Consider the following 21,675-nt stretch of genomic DNA (forward strand, 5'->3'; position numbering starts at 1 on the left):
CCTTCTGACGCGCCAACCTGACAGCGACCTGAAAGATCGGTATTTTTGTCCGGCAATCGGCCGGGTCCGGTTCAGCTTGCTGTCAGCTTCGATCGGCAGGTTTCGCTCTCGGCCAATCGGGGAAGTCCGTGAGAATCCTGCTCATCGAGGATGACAAGGCGATCGGCGGCGGGATACGCGATCACGCCGTAGCAGACGGCCACGCCGTGGATTGGGCGACAAGCCTCGCCGAAGCCTGGGCCTGCAAGGACGTCGCCGACTTCGGGCTTGTGCTGCTCGACCTCAGCCTGCCCGACGGCAGTGGCAGAGCCTTCCTGGAGGCATTGCGGGCGCGAAAGGACCTGACGCCGGTCATCATCCTCACGGCGCGCGACCAGATATCCGATCGCATCGCCGGATTGAACAAGGGAGCCGACGACTATCTCGTCAAGCCGTTCGACCTCGGCGAGCTTTCGGCCAGGATCCATGCCGTGGCCCGTCGCTATGGGCAGGCGACCGCGCCCGTCTTCACCTGGGATGGCGTCGTGATCACCCCGGCCGAGCGCCGGATCGTCCGGGATGGGAAGGCCGTCGAACTGACGGCCCGCGAATGGGCGGTTCTCGACCGGCTTCTGCTGCGTCCGAAGGCGATCGTGTCCAAGGTGCAGATCGAGGAGGCGCTGTACGCCTTTGGCGCCGAAGTCGAAAGCAACACGGTCGAGGTCTATGTGAGCCGGTTGCGCAAGAAGATCGGGCATGGCCTCATCGTCACCGCCCGCGGTGTCGGTTATCGGCTGGCGCCTCAGGACGGGACTCCATGACTCGGCGGCTGATCCTTTGGCTCACAGCGGCGACCATTCTCTATTGGCTCGCCGCAGCGGGATTCGGCGTTCATGTGATGCGCGGTGAGTTCGACGAGGTCTTCGACACCACACTTCAGGAGACCGCGCAGCGTCTGCTGCCACTCCTGAACACGGCGAATGTCGAACGCGACGACTCGTTGAACCTGCCCCATCGCGAGGAATATCTCACTTACCAGCTCCGTACCGGCGACGGCCGGGTGCTGCTGCGCTCCCACGACGCGCCGGCGGCAGCCTTCACCGCCCCGTTGGAGCCCGGTTTCCACGACACGCCGAATTACCGCATCTACACCGAAGCCGACACCGCGCAGGGGCTATTCCTGCAAGTGGCGGATCCGCTCGATCATCGCCGCGAGGCGGCGGCGGAAGGATCTTTCACGCTGATCCTCCCGATGCTCCTGCTGGCGCCGCTCAGCATCATCGCGATCTGGTTCATCGTATGGCGTGCCTTGGCGCCGATCGCGGTGTTGCGCGACGAGATCGGACGGCGCGACGGTACGAATCTCGCAGCCTTGGCGCCCGGCAAGATACCGCCGGAGCTCAAAGGGATTGTCGCATCCGTCGACCGTCTGCTGGAGCGGCTGCGGGCCGCGCTCGCCGCCGAACGCGAGTTTGCCGCCAACAGTGCTCACGAACTGAGAACCCCCATCGCCGGGGCGCTGGCCCAGACGCAGCGCCTGCTGGCGGAGCTCCCTGAGGGTTCCGCCCGTAAACGGGCGTTTCAGATCGAAGCCTCCCTCAGCGCGCTCGGGCGGCTTGCCGAGAAACTCCTCCAATTGGCGCGCGCCGAGGCCGGCATCGGCTCATCCGCGGACGAGGTCGATCTCCTGCCCGTCGTCAGGCTCGTCGTCAGCGACTTTCAACGGTCGCAACCGTCGTCGGGGCGCCTTCATCTGGCTGATTCCGGCGGCGCCGAACTCATCTGCCGGGTCGATGTCGATGCCTTCGCCATGGCGCTGCGGAATCTCATCGAAAATGCTCTGCTTCACGGCGATGGCGGTGAAGTGCGCATATCGTTTGCGCCGCCCGGCACGATTTCAGTCGTCAATGGCGGCAAGATCGTCCCCGCGCACAAGCTTCAGGGCTTGAGGCAACGCTTCAAGCGTGGCGAGACTACCGGCGATGGAAGCGGCCTTGGCCTCGCGATCGCCGAGATGCTCGTTCGGCAGATGGGCTGGCGCCTCGAGCTGCTGTCGCCCGCCAGCGGACGCCGCGATGGATTCGAGGCCCGGCTCATCGTTGGTAAGAATCTCTAGTGCCAGGTCCCGCGTTCGGCCTCGGGCGCCATGTCGGCGGGACGGCGGTTGAGGAATGCGTCCATATGCACGAGCACCTTATCGGGGCCGGCATGCACCACAGCATACATCGGCGGCTCGTCGCTGTAGATCGTCGGCACCGAGCCGCCGACCAGCGGCAGCTGATGTACGAGGCTCGGCGGCGCCGAAAAACTCATGCCGTGGAACTGGCCGCTGATCGGGCGATGGGCATGGCCGAAGAAGATGTGCCGCACCTGGCCTGAGGGCAGGAGAGCGAGAAAGTCCTCCGCGTCGTCGAGCATGATCAGATCCATGAGATCATGGGCGATGGAGAAGGGCGGATGATGCATGAAGACATAGACCGGTCGATTGCCGGCCCGCGCCAGCTCCGTCTTGAGCCAGGCCTTGCGCTGATCGCAATAGAGCCCGGCGGAGGAGGGCGGCCCCTTCAGCGTGTCGAGCATCAGGAACACGGCGTCGTCATGCGCGAAGGCGCTCTGCACGAAGCCTGCCTCATCGCGCGGACCTTCCGGGAAGACCGAGAGGAATTGGCTGCGATCGTCGTGATTGCCGAGCAGCAGATGCGTCGCGATCGGGAAATCGGCGAGGCGCGCCTTCAGCTGGCGATAGGCCAACAACTCGCCGCGCTCGGCAAGGTCGCCGCTGATCACCACGAAGGCCGCGTCGCGGTGGAACCGGACGATGTCGTCGAGGCAGGCCTCGAAACGGGCAAAGGGATCGAGCCCCAGAGCTTGTCGCCCTTTGGCACGAGATGCAGGTCACTCACATGGATGAATTTCACAGGGGCTGTCACTTGGCTTTCTTCTCCGGCTTTATACGGGAATCGCGAAGGAGTCCGGCCGCCTCGATGATCGGATAAGCGGCCGAGACGATATGCGAATTGATGCGGTGCAGATCGCGGATGATGTCGACGAAGAGCGCGCTCTTGCGCAGTGAGGCGCCCTTGGCCTTGCCGCTTTCGCGGAAATGCTCGTCGATGATTTTGTTCTCGAGGGAGCGGAAAGTGTCCTTCTGCTCGATCAGCCGCTTGGCGCCTTCGACGTCGCTCGAGGTGAGCACGCCGGTGGCAAGCCGCAGCGATTGGCTGATGATGAGGCAGAGGTCGTCGAGCGAGGCATGCTGCTTGACGGTGAAGGTGATCGCGAGCTTGGCCTTCGCCTTGATCCGGTCCGCCAGGTTGAGATGGATGACATCGCCCGCATGCTCGAGATTGCTCGCATAGAGCATGATCTCGAGCGCCCGCTTCGTGTCGGCCTTTTCGAGCTCCGCCTGGGTCAGGTCGGACAGGTAGCCATGCACTGAGCTCTGATAGCGGTTGAGCCGCTCGTCGAGAGCCTTGAGCTCTTTAAGCTTCTCCAGACTGCTGCTGCGGAGCGCGACGATGGCCGTGTCGAACATGCGGTCGAGCAATTCGCTCATGCGCACGGTCTCGATCGCCGCATTGGAGAGGGCGACGCTAGGCGTCGAGAGCGCCATCTGGTCGAGATAGCGCGGCTGGCTCAGATTGTCGGGAGCCTGCTTCTGGTCGGGCACGATCCTGGCCATGAGGCGCGAGACCTGCCGCGTGAAAGGCAGATAGATCAGGGCGGCGAGGAGGTTGAAGCCGGCATGGAAGGCGACCGCCTTCTCGATGACGCCGAACGGCAGCTCCATCACATAGGGGGCGATGCGGCCGACAAAGGCGAGCAGGACCACCGAGACGGTGCCGCGGCAGAAGAGATTGGCGAGCGGCAAGCGCCGGCCTTCCGGCGGCATCTGGAGGGTGGCGGTGACGGCCGGCAGGCCGCCGCCGAAATTGACGCCCAGGATGAAACTCAAGGCGCCGGTGATGTCGAGGCTGCCATTGGCGAGGAAGGAGGCGATGAGCAGGATGACGGCGAGCGTCGAATGGCAGAGCCAGGCGAGGAGGGCGCCCACCAGGAACGCGAGGAGCGGCTCGCGGCCGATGGCGGTGAGCGCCTCATGGAAGAGCGTCGCCTCGCGTAGAGGCGCGGTGGCCCCGACGATGAGCTTGAGCGACAGGAACATGAGGCCGAAGCCGATGAGGATGCGGCCGAGATTATGGGGGCGGAACTCGTTGGAGGCGGTGAAGGTGACATAGCCGGCGAAGAGAAGCAGCGGCGACACCCACAAGGCATAAGAGCTGCTGGAGGCGAAGACGGCGGAGACGAGCGCCGATCCGACATCGGCGCCGAGCAGCACGGCGAGGCCGATCGAGGTACCGATGGCGCCCGAGGCGGCGAGGCCGGCGACGATGAGGGCCATCGCGGTGGCGCTGCCCAGGGCCGCCGTTGCCATGCCGCCGGCCAGGAAGGCCGACGCGCCATTGCCGAGCCGCTGCTGGATGAAGTGCTTGAGCCGGTCGCCCCAGCCGCGCATGATGCCGGTGCGCACCATGCGCACCCCCCACAGCAGAATAGCAACGCCGCCGAGAAGCTCAATGATGACTGTCGTCCCGGCTGTCATCTGGTTCAATCTCCCTCCGCCGCGCGAAGCGCGGGGAGGGTGGACGCCCGCAGGGCGGACGGGTGGGGTGTCTCCACCGTCAGGCGTTCAACCATTGTTTTGATCAGCGTGCAGGAGTCATGCTTGAGAGATTTCCCTTGCGCGGACACCCCACCCGTCGCGCGTTCCGCGCGCCACCCTCCCCGCCTTCGGCGGCGGAGGGAGGAACGGGAAATGACCCTCAATTCGGCCAGGGCAGCGACCAGGTTTTCACATTCGTGTAGAATTTCATCGCCTCCAGGACGCCTTCTTTGACGCCGTTTCCGGAGTCCTTGATACCCCCGAAGGGAGACATCTCGATCCGGTAGCCAGGCACTTCCCAGATATTCACGGTGCCGACCCTTAGTCCTTCAATGAATCGGGTGATGCGGTCAAGCCGGTTGGTGCACACGCCGGAGGAAAGCCCGAAGGGTGTCGAATTGGAGATCCGCATCACCGCCTCGTCGTCATTGGGCACGCGCACGATCGGGATGATCGGGCCGAAGGTCTCCTCGAAGACGAGCTCGGATTCATGCGGCACATGGTCGACCGTGATCGGGGGCAGCAGCGCTCCCTGGCGGCCGGGATGATAGAGTACCTTGGCGCCCTGTTCGGCGGCGAGGTGGACGCGCTTCTCGAACAGAGCCGCCGCCTCTTCATGCACGACGGTGCCGAGATCGGTCTCGGGCGCCATGGGGTCGCCAAATTTGATCTTCTTCGCCTTCTCCAGCACCAGGGGCACGAACCTGTCGGCGATACGCTCCTGCACCAATATGCGCTTCACCGCGGTGCAGCGCTGGCCGGAATTGCGTGTGGCGCCCTGAACGGCCAGCTCGGCGGCCTTGTCGAGGTCGCTGTCCGAGAGGTCGTCGAGCACGATCAGCGGATCATTGCCGCCGAGCTCGAGCGCAGCGCGCCGGTAGCCGGCCTTTTCGGCGATGATCTTGCCGACCCTGACGCCGCCGGTGAAGGTGATGATATCGATGTCGCCATTGGTCACCATCTCTTCGCCGATGTCCTGCGGCCAGCCGGTGACGACCTGGAACATTTCGGGCGGCAATCCCGCTTCATAGAGGATGTCGGCCAACGCGATGGCCGTGAGAGGGGTCAGCTCGGTCGGCTTGCACACGACGCAGTTGTTGGTGGCGATGGCCGGCGCCACCTTGTGGGACACCATGTTGAGCGGATGGTTGAAGGGCGTGATCGCCGAGATCACGCCTATGGGCTCGCGCTTGGTGAAGATCTTGCGCGCCTTGCCTTGCGGGGTGAGGTCGCAGGAGAAGATCTGCCCGTCATCGAGAATGGCGAGCTGGCCGGCGAGCGAATAGACGTCATAGGCCCGGCCGCATTCATAGAGCGAATCCTTCTTCGACAGCCCAAGCTCGAGGGTGATGAGGTCGGAGAGCTGGTCGCGCCGGTCGCGGATGAGCTCGGCGGTGCGGAACAGGATCTGCTGGCGCTCATAGCGGGTGAGCTTCGGGGTGAAGTTCCGGGCGATGGAGAAGGCGCAGGCGGCGTGCTCCGGCCGTCCCGCCGGCACCGTGCCGATGATCTCGCCGGTATAGGGATAGTGAACCGGAACCACGTCTTCCGTCTCGATCCGCTTGCCGCCGATCCGCATGGATTCCGTGATGACTTTGCGCGTGGGCGTGATCTTGTTCATGGGTGTTGGTCTCACTGCATTTCCCCTCCCCCTTGCGGGGAGGGGTTGGGGGTGGGGGGCGGTCGGCGCCGTCAGGCCGCTTTCTCTCGACCGGCGGCGATGTGATTGCAGCCGATGGCGAAGGCGTCGAAATTGCGCAGCGTGCCGGCGAGGCCCTGGGTCTTGCGGTTGACGATGATCGGGATTTCCTGCTCGCTGAGCCCGCCATGCGAGCGCAGCGGCTCGGTGAGGCCCGACAGATCATGCTTGTCGCGGCTGGTGCCGATCACCTTGCTGTGGGTCTTGCCGCCCGAGACGACGATGAGATCGCCCATACGGTCTTCCGGCAGCTCGAAGCGGGCTGAGCCCTCCTGGCGGCCGAGCACCACGTCGATGCCGGGCTGGCTGGCGATGAAGGCGAGGACGTCGCTGGCTTCGGGGCCATAGAGATAGACGGTGGCGAAGGAGCCGAGCGCCCCGTGGTGAACGACGTAAGGATCGGTGATCGGCAGGATCACCTTGGTCTTGCCGGCTCCGAACCGAGTGTCCAGCACGTCCTGGAGGAAGATCACATCGGGCTCGCCATTGGCCAGATGCTTGTCCTTCATGCCATGGTCGGCGACGATCACCACGATGGCGCCGAGCGCGTCGAGCGCGCCCAGATAGCGGTCCATCATGGCGTAGAAGTCGTTGGCCCTGGGCGTGCCCGGCGCGTGCTTGTGCTGGATATAGTCGGTGGTCGACAGATACATGAGATCGGGCTTCATCGACTTCAGCAGCTCGACGCCCGCCGCGAACACGAATTCGGAGAGTTCGGCCGAATAGACATCCGGCACCGGCAGCCCGGTGAGCCGGCGCGCGTCCTCGATGCCATTGTCGGCGAGCGTCGCCTTGTCGGCCTTCTCGGAAGAGAAGCAGACGGCGCTGCCGTCGAAAACGAGACCCTTGCCGAGCAGGAGACGCAGCTTGTCCTTGGCCGTGACCACCGCGACCTTGGCGCCGGCCTTCTGGAAAGCCGCGAAGATCGTCGGCGCCCTGAGCCATCTGGGGTCGTTCATCATCACCTCGCGTCCCGTTTCTGGATCGATGAGGTAGTTGCCGCAAATGCCGTGAACGGCGGGCGGGCGCCCGGTGACGATCGACAGGTTGTTGGGATTGGTGAAGCTCGGCATGGCGGAAAGGCCGAGGCGGCTCTCGCCCTTGGCCGTCATCGCATCGAGATGCGGCATGAGGCCTTGCCGGCGCGCGCGCTCCATATAGGCCGCTTCGCTGCCGTCGCAGCAGACAACCACCAGCGGGGTTTCCGGCCAGGCATAGGTCCGGCCGTTGACCGTTACGGATTTTCGATTCTGGATCATGAGGTTGGCTCGTTTTCCGGACTCTATCTCTTAAGATTCTAACGGATGCATGTCGGCGACCTTCATCTCGGCCAGGACGTCGCGGATGGCGGCCAGCGCGCCGCGGATCACCGCCTCGTCGATCTGTCCGATCGTGCCGATGCGGAAGCTCGGCCGCTTGGTGAGCTTGCCTGGATAGATCGCATAGCCGCGCTGGCGCAGAGCCTCGTAGAACGTCTCGAAATGGAAATTGGGATCGCGCGGGGTGAGGAAGGTCTGGATGATCGGGCCGGCCTCGTCGTCGCTGAGCAGCGTCTCGATCCCCATGTCGCGCATGCCCTTCACCAGCAGCTCGGCATTGTGCTTGTAGCGGGCGGACCGGGCCGGGAGACCGCCGGCATGGGCGTATTCCTGCAGGGCCTTCTGGAAGGCGACGAGCGCATGGGTAGGCGGCGTGAAGCGGAACTGGCCGGTGCGCTGAAGCACCGTCCACTGCTCATAGAGATCGAGCACCGTCGAATGGCAGTGGCCTTCACTCTCCTCCAGGACCGTGCGCTTGACCAGCACATAGGCGAAGCCCGGCACGCCCTCGATGCATTTGTTGGAGGACGAGACCATCACGTCGATGTTCCAGCCGGTCATGTCGATGGGAATGGCGCCGAAGGAGGACATGGCATCGACCATGATGGTCAGCGCCCGGCCCTGGACGGCTTTGCAGATCGCCTCGATGGGATTGATGATGCCGGACGTCGTCTCGCAATGGACGAGCCAGAGATGGCTGATGGTGCGGTCGGCATTCAGAGCGGCGACGACGTCCTCAGGGGTAGGCGCCTCGCTGTCGCCCTTGTCAAGTGTCACCACGGGCCGGCCGAGGCGGTTGAGGATCTTGGCGGCTCGCTCGCCATAGGCGCCGTTGCACACGACCAGCGTCTTGTAGCGCTTGGTCGGGCAGAAGCTGCCGAGCGCCGCCTCGATGGCGAAGGTGCCGGAGCCTTGCATGATCACGCACTCATAGTTCGGTCCGCAATGCGCGAGATCGAGCAGGGAGACGCGTATCCCCTTGACGATCTCGCGGAATTCGACGTCGCGCGATCCGTAATCGGCGAGCATCGCGATCTTCACCCCGCGCGAGGTGGTCAGCGGCCCGGGCGTCAGGAGATAGGGCATGTCCTCCTGGCCCTCGGGGCCGTTGAAGGTGGGAATGAACGACGCGGAAAGAGCGGTGGCGGGGGTCATGCGGGGAGAGCCTCGGGTAATTGCCTGTGCGGTCATCTCGCGCCGGCGCTATACATAAGTCAAATCGTAAGAACATATATTGAATATAAGTCTGACTTATGTAAGTTTGCGGACATGCGCTATGCCCAGCTGAAGGCCTTTCACGCGGTTGCAGTGAACGGCGGTTTCTCCAAAGCCGCCGGGAGGCTGGCGCTCACCCAGCCGGCTATCTCCGATCACATCCGTAAGCTTGAGGAAGCCTATGGGGCGGAACTTTTCCTGCGCCGTCGGGGCGGCGTCGAGCTCACCGCTTTCGCGCGCAAGCTTTTCGCGGTGACCGAGCGTATGTTCGAGGCGGAAGCCGAGGCGCTGGAGCTTTTGTCGCGCGCCAAGGGGATTGAAGAGGGGACCCTGAGCATTGGCGCCGACGCGGCCACGCATGTGCTGCCGCTCGTCCGCCGATTCCTGGAGCGCTATCCAAAGATCCAGGTTCGGCTCGTGGCCGGCAATTCGGCCCAGCTCCTCGAGCGGCTCCACCGTTTCGAGATCGACTTCGCCGTCATCGCCGAGATGCCGCCGCAGCCGACCTATCACACGGAGCTGCTGCGCGACGACGAGATCAAAGCCTTCACCGCGGCGACCCATCCTTTCGCCAGGCGAGCCGAGATTTCGCTCGCCGAGTTCGCCCAACAGCCGGTCGTCCTGCGCGAGGTAGGCTCAGCCACCCGCGGCCTGCTCCTCACCGAAATCGCACGGCGCTCGCTTGCGCTTGCCAATGTCATGGAGATCGAAAGCCGCGAGGCGGCGCGCGAGGCGGTGGCGGGCGGCATGGGGGTCGGCATCATTTCGAGTGCCGAGATCGTGCCGGATGCCCGGCTCCACATGCTGCGCTTCAGCGACTGGCAGGCGACCATGAGCGAATGGCTCGTCTGTCTTGCCGCGCGTGCCGATCTTCAGATCATCCGCGCTGTACTGGGGCTTCTGCGGCGCAGATCACGGTGAGTTTGGATTGAGGCAATCAAAACTCATAAACGTGATCGGATAGGCTTGTGGTCGGGCTTGACCTGACCATGCGAAGCGGTTTTCGGATAATCCGATGCGCAAATCAAAGAGTTAGAGCGCCGAGCCGATTCTACGAGAGCGTCCGGCGCGCTAGCCGCAGGATTCATGCGAATGACGCGTCTCGCGCTATCGCAGATCGCGTCAAAATTGAGTCGTTTAAGTTACGAAGTCAGCGAACTGAGCGCGCGATCTCGCCCGACGGCGAGCGCTGTCTCATTGGTTGCGCATACGCATCCCGGGCATGTCTGACACGTGTCGAGGTGATGCCTGCCTAACCGTCAATTCTCACCAAGTTGAGAAGTGACTTCGAGCAGAATTGGTATAGAGTGAACGCCATGGCTCAGAAATTCATCGCCGCTTGCGTTCAGAACTGCGCAACGCCGGATGTCGAGGCCGACATCGCCATTCTGGCGAAGCTGGTCGATAAAGCAGGCGCTCAAGGGGCGTCCCTGATCGCCCTTCCCGAATATTGCGCGGGCCTCGATGCCAGGGACGGCACGCTGCACCCCTTCGCCGTGCCGGAGAGCGATCATCCGGTGCTGCCGGCCATGGCCCAGCTCGCCAGAGCCTATAAGGCCTGGATTCTTGTCGGCTCGATCGGCGTAAAGGCTGCCGACGGCCGGATCTACAATCGCGGCTATATGCTGGCGCCCGACGGCGTGATCGCGGCGCGCTATGACAAGATCCATATGTTCGATGTCGATCTCGGTGACGGCCATAGCTACCGGGAGTCCGCCACCATCGTGCCCGGCACGGAAGCGGTGCTCTCGCCCTGCATCGGCGGGCCGATCGGCCTGTCGATCTGCTATGATCTGCGCTTCGCGTCGCTCTATCGCACGCTGGCGAAGGCAGGTGCCCAGATGCTGGCGGTGCCGGCGGCGTTCACCCGCATCACCGGGAATGCCCATTGGCATATCCTCAACCGTGCGCGCGCCATCGAGAACGGTGCATATGTGATCTCGCCGTGCCAGTATGGAACGCTCGCCGGCGGCTCCGAATGCTACGGTCACTCCTTGATCATCGACCCCTGGGGCCGGGTGCTGGCTGATGGGGGCGAGAGCGAAGGGGTGATCACCGCCGAGATCGATCTCGCCGAAGTAGCCAAGACGCGCGGCCGCATCCCCTCGCTTGCCCATGACCGGCCCTTCACGATCGAGATGGTCGTGCCGGCGGTGGCTGCGGAGTAGGAGCGTCGGCCTGAGGCGACGCGGCCCTTCATTTGAATGAACCGGTAATCAATTGCTGTGAGCGGCCACCACCGCCGTGACATTGTTGCGGTGCACTGCCTCATAGGGCGCGAAGTAGTTCACCCATTTCGCCTGCAAGGGGCCGGCGATGAGCGTCGCGAGATCGGCCGCGCGCAGCTCCGGCTCTCCGACGCAGCGCTTGAGCATGCGGATATATTGTTGGGTCGCGCGGATGAGAGGCTTCTCGTAGCCGCCCGCCGAGATGACGAGCGGGTCGCCGTGATTGGGCAGGATGCGCGCGATGTTCCAGCTCCACAAACGATCGAGCTCGGCCAGGTGCGCATCGAGGGCGCGCGGCTCCGACACATAGGTTACGGTGTCTTCGAGCGTGTCGCCGGCGAACAGCAGGCCCAGTTCCTCGATATGGAGAAGCGTGGCATCGTCGCTGTGGATATTGGCGTGGCGCAGATTCACGTCCAGTCGCCCCACCTCGAGTCGCAGATGGTCCTCATAGACGGTCTGGGGCAGAAAAAGGGGCGCGATAGCCGGCGGCCCGTCACAGACGCCGGCCTCGATCGCGGCGCGGTTGCGCTCGAGATGCTGCAAGGTGAGCGCGTGCGCGATGATCTCGCAATCGGCGAAGGCTTCGTTGCCGGCCACATGATCAAGATGATGGTGGCTTAGCACGACGCGGATGCGCTTCGTGCCCATGCGATCGAGGAACGTCCTGATCTTGCGCGCATGAGCGGGCGACAGATGCGTGTCGTAGACGAGCGCATCGTCCTCATCGACAAGCGCGTAGCTGGCGATGCCGAGCGCGAAACCGCCGTCGTCGAGCCAGTTCTCCGCTTCCGAATGGAGCCGGACATCGGGGACGCGTCCGTCATAGAATGCGTAGACGAAGGGGAGTGGCTTCAATACGCGCAGGTGCGCGATCGTGTTCTCTGCGATCATGTGGCCTTGCGAGCTCTGGAATTATCAGGCGAGGGTCTTGGTCGTTTCCAGTTCGTCATAGGCCTTTTGGATGCGGATGAACATGGCGTTCATGTAGTCGCCGACTTCCTTCGGCACATCCTTGCTGGCGAGCTTGTCGGGATGATAGAGCCGTGCCTTGGCGAGATAGGCGGCGCGCACTTCGCCGGCATTGGCGCCGCGGTCGATGCCCAGCGTGTGATAGGGGTCGAATGCGGCGGGGCTGACGGTGCGGCGATAGAGATGATCGGTGCGCGGCATGTCGAGAGCCGCGATCATCGCAATGGAGCGCTTGCCGATCATCGCCACGGTGTTGTCGCGCTTCTCGAAATCAATGAACTGATCGGGATTGTTGAGAAGGTCGCGCAGCTTCTGCGCTGTTGCCAGGAAGACATGGCCGTTGAGCACCTCGCCCGTAGCGAGCGTCAACGTTACCGCGACGCGCTGGCGTTCTGCTTCGCTTGATCCAAACATCGGCGATTCCCCGGATACTTTCTATTCCGGGAGATTGCCCGATCAGCGCCTATCGAACTATTATAATTGTCGTTAAAATTTAATCGGTTTGGTTTACGCCGCAGCGGCGCGCCCCCGCCTCATATAGTCGTCGAGCCATTGAGTGCGATAGCCATCGCCTTGCCAGAGCACGGGAAAATAGCTTTCGTCCATCTCGGTCGAGTGGGCCTTCTTGTAGCGCGAGTAAATATAGCTCACTTCGCGCGGATGAAATTTCGCTGTGGAGGAGATGCAATGGGCGATGACCGAGCGGCGCGGATTGCTGCCCTTGTTGTCGCGCGAGCCGTGCCAGGTGCGTCCGTGGTGGAACACCGCCGTGCCTGCCGGCACCTCGACCGGCACGATCTCGTAGTCTTTGGCGCCCGCCGCTTCCGCAGCCGGCTTGAGATCGGCGAGCGCGTCGTCGGGCGCGTGGAACTGCTTGATCGGCGGTGACACCGGCCACAGATGCGAGCCGCGCACATGCTCGATCGTGCCCTGGAAGGCCTTCGTATCGTCGAGCGTTATCCAGCAGGTCATCATTTCGCTGGGCTGGATCCAGCGATTGTAGGAATCGTCCTGATGAAAGCCGAGCGGCTTGCCGCCCGGTGGCTTCCAGATGACATTGTCCTGCCCGATGCGCGCCCCCGGCCAGCCGCGCAATCTGGCGCAGGCCTCGCCGACATCGGCGCGCAGCACGATGGAGGCGATGGTGAGATCCGACTTCCAGCCGTTGCAGATCTGCCTTGTCAGGTCCTCGCGGTCGCGGCCCAGCCGCCAGTTCCATTCATCGGGATAAAGCCCGGTCTCGAACGTGCCGGAGAACAGCGGCTCGAAGCGCGCTTGCGCCCGGGCGATTTCCTCCGGGGTGAGCGCGCCTTCGACGGCGACGAAGCCGTCACGGGCGAAATCGTCGAGATGCTTCTGCGTGATGGCGATCATTCGAACCTCACTTCATTGCGGAGAGGGCGGCGATTCCGGAGAAGGTGGCGACAATTCCAAGCCAGCGAAGATAGGCGATCTTCTCCTTCAGGAATATCCTGGCGAGTACGATCGTGATGGCGCCCGATGCCGTGGCGCATACGGTCGCGAGCTCGGGCTGATCGGTCTTGCCGGCAGCGAAAAGCAAGGTGATGCCCACGACATCGAGAAGGCCCATGGCGACGAGTGCCGGGAGGCTGGATAGTCGCGATCCGGCCGAGGCGGGCCTCGCGAGGAGCAGCGGCAGCATGATCGCCGACCCGGCAAGGCGCGAGATCCAGACTGTCTGGATCTCGTCGAAGAGGAGCGCTGATTTCTGTCCCGCGAAAACGCCGAAGACGAAGGCGAGATGGGCGAGGATCGCGAAGATGACGGTGCGCCGCCATCGGCGCGGGCTTTCATCCTGTCGCGCCTCGCTTTCGGCTTCGCCCCAGGCGACGAGGAACGCACCGAACAGGATGAGGGCGACGAAAGCGAGCTGGGTCTGGCTGGGGACGCTGCCGAGAAGGGCGCCGAGCAGGACGCTGGTTGCCGGATAGGACATGGTCACCGGCACGGCGAGCGAGACCGGGCCTGACGCGATAGCCGTGAAGAGCCACCAGGTGGCAAGCGCCACGGCGACGCCGGCGCCGATGGGCCAGCCTATGTCGCTCCGGCTGAGGACGGGAAGCTCGTGAAAGGCCAGAAGCCAGACAGTGATGAGGATGAGGCCGAACAGCGTGACTGCCGCGGCGACCGGCAGCGGCCCGATGCGCCGGCCGATCTTGCTCGCCATGAAATCGAGCATTCCCCAGCACAAGGCCGCCAGCGTGCCGAGGAGCACCGGATTCATGTCACGCCCCCGCCGACCATCGGCTTATGCTCGTCCTAAATGCTGTCGGCGCCGACCAGATCCTGGCGTGCCGTCTCCAGATGCCGCGCGATGAGATCGGCGGCCGTGGCGTGATCGCGCATCTTCAGTGCCTCGAAGATGGCGCGATGCTGCTGGTTGTAGATGTCGATCTTCTCCTTCACCAGGATGATCTGCTTCATCTGTTCCCACTGCGCATGGTTCCTGACCGTGTTGATGTGCTGATAGAGGCGATAGAGCAGGGGATTGCGCGAGCACCGGGCGATCGCCAGATGCAGCTCGGAATCGAGCTTGGTGAAAAGGTCCTGATCGCCATTGGTCGCCTCGATGCGCAGCAGGATGCTCTCGATCGCGTCGAGATCGCGCGCCGAGGCGTGCAGCGCGGCGAGCCGCGCCATCGACGGCTCGATGGCGATTCGCGCCTCGATGAGTTGCAGAGGCGAGATGAGATCGGTGACGTCCGACATCGTATCCTGCACCGGGCCCTGATAGCTCACGAAGGTGCCGGAGCCGACGCGCCGGACCACCAGGCCCTTCAGCTCGAGCTGGTCCAGCGCCTTGCGGATAGTGGAGCGGGCCGTGCCGAAGGCGACGGCGAGCTGGCGCTCGGGCGGCAACTGGTCGCCGTCGCTGTAAACGCCGCTCTCAATCGCCCGTTTGAGCCGCGACGTGATCGAATTGGCACCCCTGGTGGCGACAAGCTGCGGATCTTCCCCCTCCGTTTCGAGGGGGGTGCGGGTCTTAAGGAGCTCGTCTTGCTGGTCAGGGATCATGGTCTCAATTGGTTGTAATTGGCAAAAATTGGTTTGCAATCGGTCTGAATTTGTGGATCATTATGCCAGAACCGCGGGTTTTGTCCCGAGAAAAGCAATCAAACCGGTTCAGCCCAATCCGCCCGGACTGGGTTTCGCAGGAGGAAAGAGCGCGCGTCATGGCAGTTCCGTCCGGTGTGAAATATGTGATCATCGGGGCCGGCATTCACGGTCTCTCCACCGCCTATCATCTGGCATTGAAACTGAAAGAGACCGGCAAGGGCTCGGGCAAGGACGTCCTCGTCCTCGACAAGACGTCGATCGCCGCCGGTGCATCCGGCATCGCCTGCGGGGTGGTGCGCAACAATTACTATCAGCCGGCCATGCGCGAGCTCATGGCGCATTCGGTGTCGGTCTGGGAGAGCGATCCCAAGGCCTATTCCTATCACGCCGTCGGCTATATGCAGATCTCGCCGGAGCTCATGCACCAGCAGGTCGGCACCATCTACGAGCAGCAGAAGGCCATCGGCTATACCTCGACTTTCATCGAAGGCGAGAAGGATTCGATGACCTATATGAAGGGTCTGTTCGACGACTGGCAGGCCAAGGGCATCACTTCCGTCCTGCACGAGAAGAAGGGCGGCTACGCCAACAATACCGCCTCGATCTACGGGCTTGCCTCCAAGGCCGAGGCCGAGGGCGTGCGCATCATGACCGGCGTCACGGTCAACGGCTTCGAGTTCGGCAGCAATTCGCAGGCCGTGACCGCCGTCAACACCAGCAAGGGCCGCATCGCCTGCGACTATGTCGTGGTCGGCGTGGGGCCGTGGGTCAACCAGGTCTGGAACATGCTGGACCTGCCGCGCAGCATTTCGATCAAGGGCCGCGACGGCAAGATGCACGACAATGTGCGCATGTGGAAATACTGGTGCCTGGAAGAGGGCACCCTCGGCGTCGACCCCAACATGCACAAGACCAATGACGGCAGGATGCCGCCCGTCATCCATGTCGACACCGACGCGCCGCTTCATTCCGATGTCGACGGAAGGCTTCTCACCGACAAGCTGTGGGGCCTCTATTACAAGCCAGATTTCAACTTCGGCGGCGTGCAGGGCGGCGCCTCGCCCTACAAGGTCGAGGGCGAGCCCGACAAGATCGCCATCGACCCCTATGGACCGGATTCGCCCGATTTCATCGTCGGCGACGATTTCATTGAGACATGGTGCTCGATGCTGGCCCACTGCCAGAAGCGCTTCGAGGGGAAGATCTCCATCTACAAGAAGGACGAGAAATCGGGTGGTCTCGGCTGCTTCACGCCCGACAATTTCCCGGTCTTCGACGTGTTCCGCGACAATGTCTTCGTCATCGCGGATTCGAACCACGGCTACAAGATGATCGGCGTCGGCAAGCTCGCCGCGCAGGAGATCTGCGGCGAGAAATCGCGCCTGCTCGAGCCGTTCCGCTTCTCTCGCTACGCCGAGGGCAAACTCCATCCCGTCTCCAACAGCCCCTTCCCGTGGAGTTGATCGACTGACAGTGCCTTAACCCGACCCAACCGGTTCTGCCGCAAAGGGCTTCGCTAGCCGCGCCATCAAGAACCGGACAAACAAGAGGAAACGCCACATGACTGATTATGAGAAATTCATCAAAAGCGATGGTCGCGCCGAGCTGATCAAGCAGGTGCGAAAAAAGATCGATCAGCTTGGCATTGAATATCTCTACCTGCAATTCGTCTCCGTGACCGGCCGCATCATGGGCAAAGGCATCCCGGCCGATCACTGGGAGAACATCGCCAATGGCGGCTTCCAGCTCGTCTATGGCGCGACCGTCAATCTGTTCATGAACCGGCGCGGCGAGTATCTGGGTTATGGGCCGGAAGCGGCCGAGCTCGTCGGAGTGCCCGAGCCCGAGACCTTCATGCAGCTGCCCTGGGACAAGCGCGTCGCGCGCATGTTCTGCACGCTCTTCCGCAATCGCGAGGAGAAGGAGAATCCGGGCGCCTATCTGACCTCCGACTGCCGCGGCAATCTGCGCCGCATCCATGACCAGTTCGAGAAGGATCATGGCCTGCGCATGCGCCACGGCACCGAGCCCGAGATGATGTGGCTCAGGAAGGACGACAACGGCAACCCGAATGGCGGCTATTCCAATCCCTACTGCTATCATATCGACCAGTTCGAGAGCCTGCGCCCCGTCTATATGCGGGTGATCGAATATGGCCGGAAGATGGGCCTCGACATGATCCAGGGCGACCACGAGGACGCGCCCGGCCAGCTCGAGCTCAACTTCAACTATGACGACGCGCTGCGCACTGCCGACCGCCTCACCACCTATCGCCAGATCTGCGCCCAGGTCGCGCGCGAGTTCAACATCATCGCCTGCTTCATGTGCAAGCCCTTCATGGGCGTGTCGGCCAATGGCTGCCACCACAATGTTTCGCTGTGGAAGGGTGGCAAGGACGAGTTCAAGGCGCTCGGCAACGATCCCAAGGCCCTGCCGGGCTTCGAGCACAATTACATGTATCGCCGCGGCGGCGAGAACACCTTTTTGCCCGACACGAAGGACAGGCAGATGCCGGGCAAGCTCGGCCTCTATACGATCGGCGGCATCGTCAAGCATCTGAGCGCGCTCACCGCCATCGGCTGCTCGACGGTCAACTCCTATCGCCGGCTGTGGGATACGGGCTTCTGGGCGCCGGTCTTCGCCGACTGGGGATTCCAGAACCGCACCACGGGCCTGCGCATCTCCGCACCGGGGCGCTTCGAATACCGAGCCGTCGACTCGATGGTGAATCCCTATCTGATGGCGGGCGCTATCCTGCGCGCCGCCGATGACGGCATCCGCAACAAGATCGACCCCGGCAAGCCGGAAGAGCGCAACATCTATGCCGCCATGGAAGCCGGCAAGCAGGTGCGCAAGCTGCCGATGACGCTCGGCGACGCGCTCGAAGCCTTGAAGAAGGACGACGTCATCAAGTCGGCGATGCCCGGCGAGATGCACCGCCTCTACGATGAATACAAGCGCGATGAATGGGAGCGTTTCCTCCATACGTCGACCCAATGGGATCTCGATACCTATCTCAATTGCTTGCCATGAATGAGATCGTCCCGCGCTCCCGCGAGGGGCGCGGGAACTGAAACGGAAGGAGTCAAATCATGTGCGGTATAGCAGGGCTCATCCACCGCAAGGGATCGGGGAACATCGGTCAGGAAATGACCCAGATGCTCCAGTCGCTCAAGCATCGCGGGCCCGACTCGACGGGCTACGCCATCTACGGCACGCCCGGGCGCAACGAATATGTCATGCGCTTCAAGGTGGCCGAGCAGGAGGACATGGCGAAGGGCTTCGACATTCATGACGAAGTCAAGCGCCGCCGCGCCAAGGTCGAGGAGCGCCTGGCGGCGCTTGGCGTGCAGATCATCGACAAGGACGAGGCCACCGATTACGCCTATCGCTATCGCATCCAGTATGACGGCGACATGAAGAAGCTCGCCGACTATGTCGAGGATGTCGACGGCACCGAGATCCTGTCGATGGGCAATGCGCTCGAGCTCATCAAGGATCTGGGCGATGCGGCGCGCGTCGCCGAGCAGTATGATTTGCGCAAGTTCAAGGGCACGCACGGCATCGGCCACACGCGCATGGCGACCGAGTCCGATGTCGACATCCGCTCCGCCCATCCGTACTGGGCCTATCCCTATAACGACATCGCCGTCGTTCATAATGGCCAGCTCACCAACTATTGGATGATGCGGCGCGAATTCGAGCGGCGCGGCCATCGTTTCATGTCGAATTGCGACTCCGAGCTGCTCGCGGTCTACACCGCCTACAATCTCGAGCATGGCGCGACACTCGAGGAGTCGCTGCGCCAGTCGATCCAGGACATCGACGGCGTCTTCACCTATCTCGTCTCGACCAAGGACGCGCTCGGCATGGCCAAGGACACCATGGCGGCCAAGCCCATGGTTCTCTACGAAAGCGACGACCTCGTTGCGCTCGCCTCCGAGGAGGTCGCCATCCGCGCCGTCATTCCGCACGAGATCGACACCTGGGATCCCTATGATGAGGAGGTTCGCGTATGGCGGGCTTGACCACCACGAAACAGGCCCATGTCTCGCATGACATGGGCATGCACACCGAGGCCTTGCGCGGCAAGACGCAGCAGCGTTTCTTCGATGTGACGGAGGAGGGTGGCGGCTACGGCTATCCGGATGCTCTCGATGTCGATTTCAACAAGCGCGCCGAACTCGACTGCGAGAAGCTCGACACCAAGCAGATCAATGCGCAGCTGCGCGACCTGATGAAGCGCGGTTATGGCACGATCGTGCTGCAGAACCCGGGCTCCAAGCATTCCCTCGCCGTCGGCATCCTCAACCGGCTCAATCTCTATATCGAGGGCTCTTGCGGCTACTTCGCCTGCGGCCTGCTCGACGGGCCGAATGTGAAGATCAAGGGGCGTGTCGGCTGGGCCTGCGGCGAGAACATGCTGTCCGGCACCATTCTCATCGAGAAGAACGCCGGCTCGCAGTTCGGCGCGGCGCTGCGCGGCGGTGACATAGTCTGCAAAGGCTCGGTTGGTGCGCGCACCGGCATCGACCAGAAGGGCGGCAATATCATCGTCGGCGGCGACACGGGCTCGTTCTCGGGTTTCATGATGCAGCGCGGCCGCATGGTGATCTGCGGCAATGCCGGCAAGAACCTGGGCGACTCCATGTATGACGGCACCATCTATCTGGGCGGCGAGGCGAGGAGCCTCGGCGTCGACGCGGTGCCGGGCGAGATGACCGCGCTCGACCGCGAATGGCTGACCCGCAAGCTTAAGATGTACGGCATGTATCCCGCCAAGGGCATCGGCCATTTCAAGAAGATCGTCGCCGGCAAGCAGTTGTGGAACTACGACAATCTCGAGCCCGGCGAGAAGAAGCTGGTGCTCTAGGCTGTCAACCCGGTGAAAGCCGGGATCTACTGAACAGGGACAATCCGGGAAGCGCTGTTCGCGTGGTGAGAATTTAATGGATCCCGGCTTTCGCCGGGATGACGAAATCAGGTGAGGATCTGCCATGGCCAAAAAACCAGTGAAGAAAGTAGCCAACAAGAAACAGGAAAAGGCGAAGGCGAAGCCCGCCGCCAGGGCGCTCGCCAAGACCAACGGCAAGAGCGCCGTCAAGCGTACCGCCACCGGCCTTGCCGCGCTGTCGCGCGCGCCCGCCGAGAGCAAGAAATATCTCTTGGGCTCGTCCAAGATCTTCACCCCGGAGGTCATGAACGACATCCACATCAAGTCGGAACTCGGCCGCTACCGCATGCGCGGCTTCTCGCTGTTCAAGAAGATCCCGCATTGGGACGACCTCACCTTCCTGCCCGGCACGCTGACGCGCTTCGTGATCGAAGGCTATCGCGAGAAATGTGACACCAAGACGATCATCGGCCCGCGCGCCAAGCGCCCGATGGTGCTCGACATCCCCGTCTATGTGACCGGCATGTCCTTCGGCGCCTTGTCCTATGAGGCCAAGATCGCGCTCGCCCGCGGCTCGACCATGGCGGGCTCGGCCACCTGCTCGGGCGAGGGCGGCATGATCCCCGACGAGCGGCGCTATTCGATGAAGTGGTTCTATCAGTGTATCCAGTCGCGCTACGGCTTCAACCCGCATCATCTGAGGCTGGCGGATGCCTGCGAGTTCTTCATCGGCCAGGGCTGCAAGGTCGGCCTCGGCGGCCATCTGATGGGTCAGAAGGTGACCGACCAGGTCGCCGAGATGCGCTCGCTGCCGGCCGGCATCGACCAGCGCTCGCCGGCGCGCCATCCCGACTGGCTGGGCCCTGACGATCTGGCACTCAAGATCCAGGAGATCCGCGAGGCGACCAACTGGGAGATCCCCATCCAGCTCAAGCTCGGCGCGGCGCGCGTCTATGACGACGTGCGCATGGCGGTGAAATGCGATCCGGACTCGATTTATATCGACGCGATGGAGGGCGGCACCGGTGCCGGCCCGCATATCGCGACCGAGGATACGGGCGTTCCCGGCATCGCCGCGATCCGCGAGGCGCGCCGCGCCATCGACGAGCTCGGCAAGAAGGGCGAGATCTCGCTCGTTTATGCCGGCGGCATCCGCAATGGCGGCGATGTCGCCAAGGCCCTGGCGCTCGGCGCCGATGCGATCGCGATCGGCCATTCGGTGCTGATGGCGCTCAACTGCAATAAGCACATAGACGGCGTGACCGACTATCCGGCCGAGATCGGCGTCGATGCCGGCTTCTGCTATCACTGCCATACCGGCCGCTGCCCGGTCGGCGTCGCCACCCAGGATCCGGTGCTGCGCCAGCGCCTCGATCCCGACAAGGCGGCCGAGCGCGTCTACAATTTCCTCCATACGCTCACCATGGAAGCGCAATTGCTGGCGCGTGCCTGCGGCAAGACGAACATCCACTCGCTCGAGCCCGAGGATCTGGCCGCCCTCACCATGGAGGCCTCCGCCATGTGCAAGGTGCCGCTCGCCGGCACCAACTACACGGTCGGCATGGAAGGCGGGAACTATCACAAATATTGACCGACTTCTCGCCCTGTTCCCCTCCCCCTTGCGGGGA

General features: G+C 63.2%; 19 protein-coding genes. 9 read left to right on the forward strand and 10 right to left on the reverse strand.

Translation table 11 applies throughout. The features are described from left to right. Positions 1–128 precede the first annotated feature (128 nt). Together G5V57_RS22770 and G5V57_RS22775 are read left to right on the forward strand one after the other, a co-directional pair. The gene (locus G5V57_RS22770) at positions 129–800 is read left to right on the forward strand and encodes a response regulator transcription factor (protein WP_165169821.1); all 672 of its coding nucleotides are present in this window, start codon (positions 129–131) and stop codon (positions 798–800) included. Continuing rightward, complete coding sequence (locus G5V57_RS22775) at positions 797–2,095, forward strand: ATP-binding protein (protein ID WP_165169822.1); 1,299 nt, start codon at positions 797–799, stop codon at positions 2,093–2,095. Before G5V57_RS22770 ends, G5V57_RS22775 begins: the two co-directional genes overlap by 4 nt. On the opposite strand, the gene G5V57_RS22780 is transcribed toward G5V57_RS22775, so the two are convergent. The 5 genes from G5V57_RS22780 to G5V57_RS22800 form a co-directional block, all read right to left on the reverse strand. After that, a complete protein-coding gene (locus G5V57_RS22780; protein WP_165174228.1) occupies positions 2,092–2,844 on the reverse strand; it encodes a phosphodiesterase in 753 nt (250 codons plus the stop codon). The genes G5V57_RS22775 and G5V57_RS22780 overlap by 4 nt on opposite strands. Positions 2,845–2,905: 61 nt before the next feature. After that, a complete protein-coding gene (locus tag G5V57_RS22785; protein ID WP_165169823.1) occupies positions 2,906–4,582 on the reverse strand; it encodes a Na/Pi cotransporter family protein in 1,677 nt (558 codons plus the stop codon). Between the two features lie 220 nt (positions 4,583–4,802). Beyond that, complete coding sequence (gene phnY / locus G5V57_RS22790) at positions 4,803–6,263, reverse strand: phosphonoacetaldehyde dehydrogenase (protein ID WP_165169824.1); 1,461 nt, start codon at positions 6,261–6,263, stop codon at positions 4,803–4,805. A 71-nt stretch (positions 6,264–6,334) separates the two neighbouring features. Continuing rightward, positions 6,335–7,600, reverse strand: a complete 1,266-nt coding sequence (gene phnA / locus G5V57_RS22795) for a phosphonoacetate hydrolase (protein ID WP_165169825.1) — start codon at positions 7,598–7,600, stop codon at positions 6,335–6,337. A gap of 30 nt (positions 7,601–7,630) precedes the next feature. Then, positions 7,631–8,815 (reverse strand): 2-aminoethylphosphonate--pyruvate transaminase, encoded by a 1,185-nt coding sequence (locus tag G5V57_RS22800; protein ID WP_246737330.1) that lies wholly within the window; start codon positions 8,813–8,815, stop codon positions 7,631–7,633. Between the two features lie 114 nt (positions 8,816–8,929). Between G5V57_RS22800 and G5V57_RS22805 the strand changes: the two genes are divergently transcribed. Both G5V57_RS22805 and G5V57_RS22810 read left to right on the forward strand, forming a co-directional pair. After that, positions 8,930–9,796, forward strand: coding sequence for a LysR substrate-binding domain-containing protein (locus tag G5V57_RS22805; RefSeq protein ID WP_165169826.1), 867 nt, complete (start codon positions 8,930–8,932; stop codon positions 9,794–9,796). A 395-nt stretch (positions 9,797–10,191) separates the two neighbouring features. Next, positions 10,192–11,043: a carbon-nitrogen hydrolase family protein gene (locus tag G5V57_RS22810; protein ID WP_165169827.1), complete on the forward strand. Its 852-nt coding sequence runs from the start codon at positions 10,192–10,194 to the stop codon at positions 11,041–11,043. A gap of 48 nt (positions 11,044–11,091) precedes the next feature. On the opposite strand, the gene G5V57_RS22815 is transcribed toward G5V57_RS22810, so the two are convergent. The 5 genes from G5V57_RS22815 to G5V57_RS22835 form a co-directional block, all read right to left on the reverse strand. Beyond that, complete coding sequence (locus G5V57_RS22815) at positions 11,092–11,997, reverse strand: MBL fold metallo-hydrolase (RefSeq protein ID WP_165169828.1); 906 nt, start codon at positions 11,995–11,997, stop codon at positions 11,092–11,094. 24 nt (positions 11,998–12,021) lie between these two features. Beyond that, positions 12,022–12,489 carry a J domain-containing protein gene (locus G5V57_RS22820; protein ID WP_165169829.1) on the reverse strand — a complete coding sequence of 156 codons (468 nt, stop codon included), beginning with the start codon at positions 12,487–12,489 and terminating at the stop codon, positions 12,022–12,024. A gap of 93 nt (positions 12,490–12,582) precedes the next feature. Beyond that, complete coding sequence (locus tag G5V57_RS22825; protein WP_165169830.1) at positions 12,583–13,449, reverse strand: phytanoyl-CoA dioxygenase family protein; 867 nt, start codon at positions 13,447–13,449, stop codon at positions 12,583–12,585. 7 nt (positions 13,450–13,456) lie between these two features. Then, the gene (locus tag G5V57_RS22830) at positions 13,457–14,320 is read right to left on the reverse strand and encodes a DMT family transporter (RefSeq protein WP_165169831.1); all 864 of its coding nucleotides are present in this window, start codon (positions 14,318–14,320) and stop codon (positions 13,457–13,459) included. 35 nt (positions 14,321–14,355) lie between these two features. Further along, positions 14,356–15,111 (reverse strand): FadR/GntR family transcriptional regulator, encoded by a 756-nt coding sequence (locus G5V57_RS22835; protein ID WP_165169832.1) that lies wholly within the window; start codon positions 15,109–15,111, stop codon positions 14,356–14,358. 158 nt (positions 15,112–15,269) lie between these two features. On the opposite strand from G5V57_RS22835, the gene G5V57_RS22840 reads away from it, so the two are divergent. The 5 genes from G5V57_RS22840 (at position 15,270) to G5V57_RS22860 (ending at position 21,638) form a co-directional block, all read left to right on the forward strand. Then, the gene (locus G5V57_RS22840; protein WP_165169833.1) at positions 15,270–16,616 is read left to right on the forward strand and encodes an FAD-binding oxidoreductase; all 1,347 of its coding nucleotides are present in this window, start codon (positions 15,270–15,272) and stop codon (positions 16,614–16,616) included. Positions 16,617–16,713: 97 nt separating this feature from the next. Beyond that, the gene (locus G5V57_RS22845; RefSeq protein ID WP_165169834.1) at positions 16,714–18,186 is read left to right on the forward strand and encodes a glutamine synthetase family protein; all 1,473 of its coding nucleotides are present in this window, start codon (positions 16,714–16,716) and stop codon (positions 18,184–18,186) included. Positions 18,187–18,245: 59 nt separating this feature from the next. Then, complete coding sequence (locus G5V57_RS22850) at positions 18,246–19,181, forward strand: glutamine amidotransferase (protein ID WP_165169835.1); 936 nt, start codon at positions 18,246–18,248, stop codon at positions 19,179–19,181. Then, positions 19,169–20,026: a GXGXG motif-containing protein gene (locus G5V57_RS22855; RefSeq protein ID WP_165169836.1), complete on the forward strand. Its 858-nt coding sequence runs from the start codon at positions 19,169–19,171 to the stop codon at positions 20,024–20,026. The genes G5V57_RS22850 and G5V57_RS22855 overlap by 13 nt, the downstream gene beginning before the upstream one ends. Before the next feature lie 325 nt (positions 20,027–20,351). Beyond that, a complete protein-coding gene (locus tag G5V57_RS22860; protein WP_206530329.1) occupies positions 20,352–21,638 on the forward strand; it encodes an FMN-binding glutamate synthase family protein in 1,287 nt (428 codons plus the stop codon). Positions 21,639–21,675 lie beyond the last annotated feature (37 nt).

The organism is Nordella sp. HKS 07 (genome assembly GCF_011046735.1).
GTDB lineage: Bacteria > Pseudomonadota > Alphaproteobacteria > Rhizobiales > Aestuariivirgaceae > Taklimakanibacter.

Coding starts and splice junctions, on each gene's coding strand:
- G5V57_RS22800 (WP_246737330.1), bottom strand. CDS start 8,815: ATGACCCCCGCCACCGCTCTTTCCGCGTCGTTCATTCCCACCTTCAAC.
- G5V57_RS22845 (WP_165169834.1), top strand. CDS start 16,714: ATGACTGATTATGAGAAATTCATCAAAAGCGATGGTCGCGCCGAGCTG.
- G5V57_RS22785 (WP_165169823.1), bottom strand. CDS start 4,582: ATGACAGCCGGGACGACAGTCATCATTGAGCTTCTCGGCGGCGTTGCT.
- phnA (WP_165169825.1), bottom strand. CDS start 7,600: ATGATCCAGAATCGAAAATCCGTAACGGTCAACGGCCGGACCTATGCC.
- G5V57_RS22855 (WP_165169836.1), top strand. CDS start 19,169: ATGGCGGGCTTGACCACCACGAAACAGGCCCATGTCTCGCATGACATG.
- G5V57_RS22805 (WP_165169826.1), top strand. CDS start 8,930: ATGCGCTATGCCCAGCTGAAGGCCTTTCACGCGGTTGCAGTGAACGGC.
- G5V57_RS22830 (WP_165169831.1), bottom strand. CDS start 14,320: ATGAATCCGGTGCTCCTCGGCACGCTGGCGGCCTTGTGCTGGGGAATG.
- G5V57_RS22815 (WP_165169828.1), bottom strand. CDS start 11,997: ATGATCGCAGAGAACACGATCGCGCACCTGCGCGTATTGAAGCCACTC.
- G5V57_RS22775 (WP_165169822.1), top strand. CDS start 797: ATGACTCGGCGGCTGATCCTTTGGCTCACAGCGGCGACCATTCTCTAT.
- G5V57_RS22840 (WP_165169833.1), top strand. CDS start 15,270: ATGGCAGTTCCGTCCGGTGTGAAATATGTGATCATCGGGGCCGGCATT.
- G5V57_RS22810 (WP_165169827.1), top strand. CDS start 10,192: ATGGCTCAGAAATTCATCGCCGCTTGCGTTCAGAACTGCGCAACGCCG.
- G5V57_RS22825 (WP_165169830.1), bottom strand. CDS start 13,449: ATGATCGCCATCACGCAGAAGCATCTCGACGATTTCGCCCGTGACGGC.
- G5V57_RS22820 (WP_165169829.1), bottom strand. CDS start 12,489: ATGTTTGGATCAAGCGAAGCAGAACGCCAGCGCGTCGCGGTAACGTTG.
- phnY (WP_165169824.1), bottom strand. CDS start 6,263: ATGAACAAGATCACGCCCACGCGCAAAGTCATCACGGAATCCATGCGG.
- G5V57_RS22860 (WP_206530329.1), top strand. CDS start 20,352: ATGAACGACATCCACATCAAGTCGGAACTCGGCCGCTACCGCATGCGC.
- G5V57_RS22835 (WP_165169832.1), bottom strand. CDS start 15,111: ATGATCCCTGACCAGCAAGACGAGCTCCTTAAGACCCGCACCCCCCTC.
- G5V57_RS22850 (WP_165169835.1), top strand. CDS start 18,246: ATGTGCGGTATAGCAGGGCTCATCCACCGCAAGGGATCGGGGAACATC.